This window comes from Anaerobiospirillum sp. NML120449 (assembly GCF_023051105.1).
Classification (GTDB): domain Bacteria; phylum Pseudomonadota; class Gammaproteobacteria; order Enterobacterales; family Succinivibrionaceae; genus Anaerobiospirillum.
The window spans coordinates 43,269-52,095 of record NZ_JALKIL010000034.1 but is presented as its reverse complement, the minus strand read 5'-3'; the positions used below and the strand labels follow the sequence as shown (position 1 = coordinate 52,095).

The window sequence follows — 8,827 nt, the reverse complement described above, 5'->3', positions numbered from 1 at the left end:
ATTGAGGAGATTAAGGAGCTCTGCTTCACAAGCCCTGATTACATAAAATCCCTTGATGAGTTCGATCATGCCAGAGATTCAATCAGTTCATCTGACTTCTGGACAATTGCTGGCCTTGCAGCAGTTAAGATGGCATCACCGTCAACTATGTGCAGGTTCTGCAAAAAATACACGGCACAGTAAGGCGTCCATCTGGCTCCTGCTGCTTCAGTGCTGAACACGACTATGAGGATGAGATGGCCAGTATTCATAGAGCGCTCTGCACAGTGACAGAAGATGATGATGATGAAAACACCAGGGGTGGATGGCTGGCAATGCCTCTTTGGCAGTCAGTGCCTCTGTTGCATGCAATGCCTCTGTGGCAGGCTGATGCAGCTGGTGCGTGATGCAGCTGGTGCGGCGGCAGGAACGCAGGTGCTTATGGGTTTAAGGCAGTAACCTGCCTGTGCAGGCCGGTCAGGGGTTTTCCGCAAAATACGTTAGGATTCTGAAAGGCTTGTGGTGTGCACTTGAGGCCTTTGCGGAACTTACTGACAGAGCAAAGAATGCAAAGCACTGACATGTCAGGCTGTGCTTTTGTGCCTGTGCCTGCATCAGCAAAGAGCAAAGATCTGCCCTTTAACTGATTACTGGTATGCCAGTGTGCTATTTTGCACGGCCAGCTCACAAATTCGGGGGCAGGCGCGCTTGTATGAAAAGACTTATGACCTATAATAGATATCGCCAGGTTAATGGAGCGCAATTTTTATCAAAGACATAATTTAATTAATGCAAGTACTTTGATGAAAATAAATGCTCATATTGTGAGCTGCATTTCACCGTTCAGTGAAAAACCTGGTCAGCTGTCAAACTTGGGGGACAGATGCTAGTCTTTTACCCTGAGTTGCGATATGCTTAAAGAGTTCAGAACTAAAGAACTCTGAATGCGCCTCACTGCTGTAATAGTAAGATGCGGTTTTACCATGGCTCTCGAGTTTTCTCAGGGCTTTTTTTCCGTTGTCTGAAGCAGGCAGAAATTCAGATTTTGCTCATATTTTGTTGCGCAAAGGCATACAGCCGTAAACAGGGCACTGTCCCTGGCAGGGCAGTAAACCCTGCGGGGGCATGAAATCCTGGAGAGGCACATAGCCTTAAAAGTATCTCATGGTCATAAAGTGGTGGACAGAATCATTGTCCATGGTGCTTCAACTGTTGAGTTTTAAGGGCGCGTCCAGTTTTTAGAAGGTACAGGTGTCCATAAAGGTCACATTTGCAGGTTCTTGCAGAAGAATTTGTTAACTGTAATTAATAATGAGGTTAACAAAAAGAGCCGGAATGCGACTTTAATGAGACATGACAGGGTTCTCCGGGGACAGACAGAGGCCTTAGCATACAAGTCACCTGTTGACAGCCAGCTGCTTATTTAAGGCATGCTTAAGACAAGTTGAGGATAGCCATGCAAAACCAAGATTCGGTATACAGTCAGATCGGCGATCTTACCGAAGAAACCGTACAAAAGCTTGAGCAGAGCGGCTTACGCATGACAGTGCAGAGACGCCACATCATTGATATCCTTACCAAGAGCCAGTGCACCTCTCCAAAAGAGCTCTGGTATGAGGCCAGACAGTATGTTCCTGATCTCGGTATTGCTACCGTTTACCGCCTGATCAACCGACTCGAGCAGATTGGCGTACTGGCCAAGACCCGTAACCTGGGTATCAACCGTGTTCTGCCACAGCTGGGCGTTATTACTGATGCCAACGGTCAGGTAGTGCGCAGCCGTACCAACCTTCAGCTCTCTGAGCTTATTCGTCTGGGCCTGATTTCCTGTGGTGTTATCGGCACCAATAACAAGATTGATATCTCCCTGGTGGGCGAGAGCATCAATATTGTTATCACTTCCTAGTCAGATGCCGGGTCTGATCCCAGCACGCTGACTTTGTTTTAATGAGGGCCTTTAAGGCCCTTATTTATTTTAAGCAGCCACCTGGTTCGAGCCGGCAGTGCCCGGCCCCGGCCAGGCAGGGCCTTGCGGCCCGAGGCTGCCGGCCTCCTGCCTGCTGTCCGCCAGGCAGCGTCAGGGCTGTCCTGCCGGGCGGATATGCCGGTGGCTGTGCCCTGGGGCCGCTGCAGGTAATGATGTTTATTCAGGCATGAATATGAGCCTGAAATGAACATTAATATCCTTGATCGCAGCGGGTTAAATATGGATACTAACCTGAATTTGCCCTGAGCGGGCGCTGCCTGCAGGCCATGCATATAACGCTCAAACACCTGCCTGGGCAGCGGTGCAGCCATGCATACCTCTGACAGTACCATGAGGCAGGACCGGTCATGTGACAGGACCTGTCTGCCTTGTCAGCAGGGGCTGCAGTAAGTGTCCTTTTTCTGGCAGTTGCAATAAGCGCTGTGGTCCCACGGTGTTTTGATTAATTTTCGAGGAAGTTTCATGACTAACGGTGTTAAGGTTGATTTAGAAAAACCAACTCCATTAACATTTTTAAATGCTGTCCCAGAAGTTCCGACCAAGGGAACAACCGAGTATGGCATTGCCGAGTCTGGTGAGACCTACCTTGAGGCCATTTTGCTTATCAAAGAGCGCACCCAGAGCGGTCTGGTACGTGCTGTTGATATTGCCAATGAGCTGGGCTTTTCCAAGCCAAGCGTGTCACGTGCCTTAAGCCAGCTTAAGGAAAAGGGTCTTATCAATATCGAATCCTCAGGCGCCATTATCTTCACCCCTGAGGGCCTTGCCTACGCCAAAAAGGTCTTCCAGCGCCACCGTATTCTTACCTATTTCCTGCGCTATGTGCTGGAGATTCCAGCTACTCAGGCTGAGCAGGATGCCTGTCGCATGGAACACGTAATTTCCGACCTCACCCTCGAGCACATCATTGCCTATCTGGAAAAGAAGGACATGCTGCCTGATGACTTTGTCATCGAGAAGTAGACACCAGAGTTCAGGTGGCGTGAGCTTACCACCCTGGCAGCACCTGCCTGATCGCAGCTCAGGTCAGAGCTGCAGCAGGCAGCAGGGCTCAAAATCCCGCCACGTATGGAGTCTGAGGGCATACGCATCGCGCCGTGAGGCATAAACAACAGGGCCTGGCACTGCATGGCAGTGACCAGGCCCTGTTGCATCTTAAGGACTGAAATTGCGCCCTGGAGCAGGCCCGGCTGTCTGCCTGTAATCCTGCAAGCCCCTGGGGCGTGCGGGGCGTGCCGGGCAGCCTGATGCTCGTGCCGGGATGCCTGTGGCGCTGGGGCGCCACGGGTCAGCGCAGCAGGGAGTGATGGAAGCTCATGCCTGGACGGTCGCGGCGTGGGCGCTTGATATAGTCGACCTCGGCATCGACATCAGCAAAGCTGTTGCCATACTCGTCATCAGTGTCTATCTCATGCTCATTTTCACCCAGTGGTCCTTTCTTGAAAAAGCGTGAGAAGATATTGTACTTTTCGCCATTTTCGAAGATCTTCAGATAGCGCTCGATGAAAAGAAAAGACAGCACCTGAGCCTGCTGAGCTGCTGCAATATCATCAGAGGCCGCTGCGGCAGCTGCGGTATTTGTTGCGGTGCCGCCCATATTCATGGAGGCGGTACGGCTGCGGCGGGTGATCTCAATCAGGTCATAAAGCTTTTGCAGCATACCAACTGAAATCATTACTGAGGGCTGCAGGGCTGCAGCCTGAGTGGCGCTGATGGTGCGCGACATGGCCATAACCTGCTGCATGATTACGCTTTGCTGGCCTCCGAGCAGCCTGAAGTCATTAAGGCTTGAGCCTGAGATGAGATTACCCGTGGCGTTAAAGGTCGCACCGGCAATGACTTTGCCTGCAGCTGTGGTCGACCCTGAGCTTATTGAAGAGCCACTCTGATTATGCCCCTGTCCCTGGTTCTGCCCAGGCAGACCTGAATTGCTGCCGCCCTGACCGCTCGAGCCGTCCGGGTTGACACTGGTGCCTGGCTGGCCTGTGCCTGAGCTGCCCGGATTGCCGGGAGTGCCCGGTGCCTGAGCATTTGGTCCTGCAGGAATAGTAACAGGCTGATTGCCCTGGACTTGCTGCATGGCACGATTGAAGGCAGATCCATCCTTACCGGAGTTTTGATTCATGCTCTGATCAAGCTGTCTGAGCATCTCCAGGGTATGGGAGTTAATTGTGGAACTCATGGTTATACCTCACATAAGGTCATGGATCATCACATCAGGCCCGGGCTGCGCCTCCCGAGCGGCCGTGCCCGGCCAGCAGCGCAGGGCCATGCCCGGCCGGTTGAGCAGGGGCGCAAAAACGGGGGCTCACAGGGCGCACAAAGCCTGTTTACTCACGGCAAACAGGCCATTAATACCTTAAATAAGGCAATTTGCATACCACAATCCCCAGGCTGCAGGTACGCTTATACGGCCCGGTCAGGCCAGATTGTGGGGGCTGCCATTTTGCCGCTGTTGGGCCATATATCTGGTAGCAGCAGTACAGCTGTGAGGAGCCATGGGGGACAGATGTGATGGGGCCATGGGGGACAGATGTGATGGAGCCATGGAGGACAGATGTGATGGAGCCATGTAGGTCTGCTGTGTCATGAGCCGTGAGGTAAATCGGGGAAGCAGGCTGCAGGCCGTTTGCAGGCATTTGCAGCCGTTTGCTGGCTTTTATGTGCTGAGCCTTGTGGGCAGTGGCACGGGCACGGCAGTGGCGCCGCCTCCTTTTATGGCAGTTGCGGCAGCGGCAGGGAGCGCATGCACGTGGGGCTTTGCGTAATGGGCAGGAACTGTGATTGACAGGTGCATTGTGGCGGGGCTGGCTGTGCCCGTGCCAGTCAGATCTGCTTTGTCCTGGGGACGGGAAAATTGATTTGCTGTGGGGCTGTTGTGGGGGCGGAGCATATTGGGGAGGGACCGTGGCTGTGCATTATTTTGATGCATGTTTGCTCCGCCGGGAGGCGCGATTTCACCGCATGGGGGCTTTCTTGACTTTGCCTGATAAAACAAATGACAATAGTCCCACCTTATCAGGCCCCGATTTGGGGCAGTGCTGCAGGTCGCGTCAGTGGCGGCCACGGGCATTTATCTGGTACAGGAATTTACAGCCAGTGATATAGCCTGTCGCCATGGCTGAGCGACAGGGGTCTAAGTTTTTACCGGGCACTTCTCCGTATCATTTGCCGGTCGTATAAGAGCTTTATAAAGGAGGCTCTCAGGCGCCGGCCTAAAGCCCTAAGAGGTCAGACCACGGTCTGTTTCAGGCCATGGGCCGGCCGGGCTTTGTGAACACAATGACAGATACGGCGTGTGCCTGTTTCTTTTAGTGGAGTAGCTTTATGCGAGTCTTAAAATTTGGTGGAACTTCTGTTGCAGATGCTCAGCGTGTAGTAAATGTCTCTGAGATTGCCATTAACACTGCAATGCAAGTTCAGACTGCTTTAGTTCTGTCTGCTCCAGCCGGAGTCACCAATATTCTGGTCTCCATGGTAAAAAGCGCTCTTGCCGGAAGTGACTGTAAAAACGAGTTCAGCGCCTTAGACCAGATCGTTCGCCCACTGATTAACAATCTTGCCTCCCAGTACCCTCGTTTTGACGGTGAGCTGGTAATGGCTTTTTACGAAGAGACTGTTTCCGAGCTGCGACGCCGCGTGTCCGGAATCACCCTGCTCGGTTCCTGTCCTGATCCTGTTGCCGCCTTTATCGAGTGCCGTGGTGAGGCCATTTCCATTGCCGTAATGAGCGAGCTGTTACGTGCCCGCGAGCACGAGGTCCAGGTAATAGATCCTGTGGACATCCTGGTCTGTGACGGCAAATATCTGGAAAGCTCTGTAGATATTGAGGCCTCAATCGAGCGCTTCAAGCGTATTAAGATCAATGAAAATGCCATAGTGCTCATGTCCGGCTTCTGTGGCGGTAACCGTCAGGGCGAGCTGGTGCTGCTTGGCCGTAACGGCTCTGACTACTCAGCTGCCTGTCTGGCTGCCGTAGCTCACGCCCAGTGCTGTGAGATCTGGACTGACGTGGACGGCGTATACAGCTGTGATCCGCGTGCTGTTCCTGATGCCGTGCTGCTGCGCCGCATGTCCTATAAGGAGGCCATGGAGCTGTCCTACTTTGGCGCCAAGGTACTCCACCCTCGTACCATTTCCCCTATTGCCCAGTACCGCATTCCATGCCTTATCAAGAACACTCTCAATCCTCAGGGAGAGGGCACTCTTATTTCCGAGGAATCCGACCGCAATATGATCACCAAGGGCATTTCTGATCTCAAGAATGTCTCCATGATCAATGTCTCCGGTCCTGGTATGAAGGGCATGGTAGGCATGGCCGGACGTCTGTTTACCTGTATTTCCCGTGCCAATGTCTCCATTGTGCTCATTACCCAGTCATCATCAGAGTACTCCATTACCTTCTGCGTACACACTGAGGACGCCTTTGCTGCCCGTGCTGCCATTGAAGAAGAGTTCAAACTCGAACTGAATGCCCATCTGCTTGATCCTGTTGAGATTCAGGACAGGAAGGCCATTATTTCCGTAGTGGGTGAGGGCATGAGAACAGCCAAGGGCGTGTCCTCCAAGTTCTTCCGCGCTCTGGCTCAGGCCAATATCAATGTTAATGCCATTGCCCAGGGCAGCTCAGAGCGCTCCATTTCCGCTGTTATTGACGCCAACAAGGTATCTGAAGCCGTATTCAGCTGTCACACTGCATTCTTCAGCGGTCGCCAGATTATCGATCTCATCATCGTCGGTGTAGGCGGTGTGGGTGCTGCTCTGCTCAGACAGATTGAAAAGCAGCGCGATGAGCTGCAAAAGCGCAACGGTATTGAGATTCGCGTTATCTGCGTGGCCAATTCCCATACCTTTATCAAGGATCCAAGGGGACTTAAGCCTGAGGCTGTTACTGATCTGCTGAAGAACAGTCAGAACGGCAAGTTCACTATTGATGAGGCCAAGCGTCTTGTTGATGACTCTCATCTGGTCAATCCTGTATTTGTTGACTGTACTTCCTCAGATGACATTGCTCTTACCTATCTTGAGCTTATGCAGGCCGGCTATCACGTGGTTACTCCAAACAAAAAGGCCAATACCTCAACCCTTGAGTACTACACCAGTCTGCGTGACATTGCCCGTATCTGCCACCGCAAGTTCTACTATGAGGCTACTGTAGGTGCAGGCCTGCCTGTTATCAATACTCTGCAGAATCTGCTGGCTGCAGGCGACCGTCTTATTGAATTCAATGGCATCATGTCCGGAACTCTGTCCTATATCTTTGGCCTCGTAGACGAGGGCAAGAGCCTGTCTGAGGCTACCCGCGACGCTTATGAGCGCGGCTTTAGTGAGCCTAATCCACGTGATGATCTTGAGGGTATGGATGTTGCCCGCAAGCTGCTTATTCTGGCCCGTGAGTGCGGCTACAGGCTCAATCTTGATGATATCCAGGTGGAGTGCCCGGTAGATGCAAAGTATCTGCAGGGTGAGAATGCTCAGGAAGTGCTTGAGAACCTCAAGGGCGCTGATGAGGAATTTGCCCGCCGTGCTGCCGCTGCCCGTGCCGAGGGCAAGGTGCTGCGTTACGTGGCAACCATTAAGGATGGTGGCAAGTGCTCATGCGGCATTAAGGCCGTAGGTCCTGAGGATCCTTTATTCAAGGTAACAGGAGGCGAAAATGCCCTGTCCTTTACCTCTGCCTATTACCAGCCAATCCCGCTGGTAATCCGTGGCTACGGTGCCGGTACTGATGTAACTGCTGCCGGTGTATTCTCCGATATTCTGCGTCTGCAGAACTGGACCCGTGAGGCATAAGGAGGCTGTCATGACCAGAGTTTTTTCCGCTTACGCCCCGGCTTCCTCAGCCAACCTTTCTGTGGGCTTTGATCTGCTGGGCATAGCTGTACGCCCTGTCAGCGGTCAGCCCCTGGGCGACTTTGTCACAGCACGTGAGCTGGGAGCTGACGAGCAGGGCAATGCCGGTCCTGATCTGCTGTTAAAGACCGAGGGCCGCTACAGCGCCCGCCTGCCGGCAGACCCAAAGCGCAATATTGTCTGCGATGCCTATGAGCTCTATGGCCAGTTTCTCAGGGAAAAAGGCATGGATATCAAGCGCCTTGAGCTTACTTTGCAGAAGAATCTGCCTGTGTGCTCAGGCCTTGGCTCTTCAGCCTCTTCGGTAGTGGCTGCAGTAATGGCCCTTGATGCCGTTCATGGCGTTATTTTTGGTGAGGAGGGCTGTCTTGAGATGATGGGCCAGCTGGAGGGCAAAATCTCAGGCTCCATTCACTATGATAATGTTGCCCCATGCTTCTATGGCGGTATGCAGCTTATCATCAATGAAGGTGAGATCATCTCTCAGAGCATTCCTCATTTTGATAACTGGTACTGGGTGCTGTGCTTCCCGGGCATCAAGGTCTCCACCTCTGAGGCCCGTGCCATTTTGCCAGCTCAGTATCTGCGTCAGGATGTCATTACCTTTGGCCGCCGTCTGAGCACCTTTGTTCATGCCTCCTACAGCAAAAATGAGAGGCTTGCCGCCTCCTGTCTGGTAGATGTGGTGGCTGAACCTTACCGTGCCTCTCTGATTCCGGGCTTTGTTGAAGCCCGTGAGCATGGCAGGGCCATTGGTGCGCTGTCCACAGGTATTTCCGGCTCCGGATCCACCATTTTCTCCATTTTCACCGATGAATCTGCCGCTGTGCAGATGAAGGAATATCTCGAGCGCCAGTTTATTGCCAATGAAGACGGCTTCTGCCACGTATGTAAGGTAGATCCGCGCGGCGCCTTTGTCCAAAGCAAAGAGATCTGACGGCCAGCACCACCTGCCGCCCGTGCCGTGCGCGGCACCGGTCAGGCTCCGCCCCGGCCGCCCAGGCGCGC

6 protein-coding genes are annotated in these 8,827 nt (G+C 53.0%); 5 read left to right on the top strand and 1 reads right to left on the bottom strand.

The genetic code is table 11. From position 1 onward, the window contains the following. The 3 genes from MXE41_RS09830 to MXE41_RS09820 form a co-directional block, all read left to right on the top strand. Positions 1-183, top strand: a 183-nt coding sequence (locus tag MXE41_RS09830) for a hypothetical protein (RefSeq protein WP_247100357.1), incomplete at its 5' end; no start/stop codon positions are given. Positions 184-1,435: 1,252 nt separating this feature from the next. After that, on the top strand, positions 1,436-1,885 hold the full coding sequence (locus tag MXE41_RS09825; RefSeq protein WP_246978634.1) for a transcriptional repressor: 450 nt from the start codon (positions 1,436-1,438) through the stop codon (positions 1,883-1,885). 543 nt (positions 1,886-2,428) lie between these two features. Further along, positions 2,429-2,929, top strand: coding sequence for a metal-dependent transcriptional regulator (locus tag MXE41_RS09820; protein ID WP_246978633.1), 501 nt, complete (start codon positions 2,429-2,431; stop codon positions 2,927-2,929). Between the two features lie 325 nt (positions 2,930-3,254). Here the strand turns inward: MXE41_RS09820 and MXE41_RS09815 are convergent, their stop codons facing one another. Further along, complete coding sequence (locus tag MXE41_RS09815) at positions 3,255-4,148, bottom strand: hypothetical protein (protein ID WP_247100356.1); 894 nt, start codon at positions 4,146-4,148, stop codon at positions 3,255-3,257. Positions 4,149-5,293: 1,145 nt separating this feature from the next. Here MXE41_RS09815 and thrA point away from each other — a divergent pair. After that, complete coding sequence (thrA, locus tag MXE41_RS09810) at positions 5,294-7,759, top strand: bifunctional aspartate kinase/homoserine dehydrogenase I (protein WP_247100355.1); 2,466 nt, start codon at positions 5,294-5,296, stop codon at positions 7,757-7,759. A gap of 10 nt (positions 7,760-7,769) precedes the next feature. Continuing rightward, positions 7,770-8,756 (top strand): homoserine kinase, encoded by a 987-nt coding sequence (gene thrB, locus MXE41_RS09805; protein WP_247100354.1) that lies wholly within the window; start codon positions 7,770-7,772, stop codon positions 8,754-8,756. The last annotated feature ends 71 nt before the right edge of the window (positions 8,757-8,827 follow it).

Coding starts and splice junctions, on each gene's coding strand:
- MXE41_RS09825 (WP_246978634.1), top strand. CDS start 1,436: ATGCAAAACCAAGATTCGGTATACAGTCAGATCGGCGATCTTACCGAA.
- MXE41_RS09820 (WP_246978633.1), top strand. CDS start 2,429: ATGACTAACGGTGTTAAGGTTGATTTAGAAAAACCAACTCCATTAACA.
- MXE41_RS09815 (WP_247100356.1), bottom strand. CDS start 4,148: ATGAGTTCCACAATTAACTCCCATACCCTGGAGATGCTCAGACAGCTT.
- thrA (WP_247100355.1), top strand. CDS start 5,294: ATGCGAGTCTTAAAATTTGGTGGAACTTCTGTTGCAGATGCTCAGCGT.
- thrB (WP_247100354.1), top strand. CDS start 7,770: ATGACCAGAGTTTTTTCCGCTTACGCCCCGGCTTCCTCAGCCAACCTT.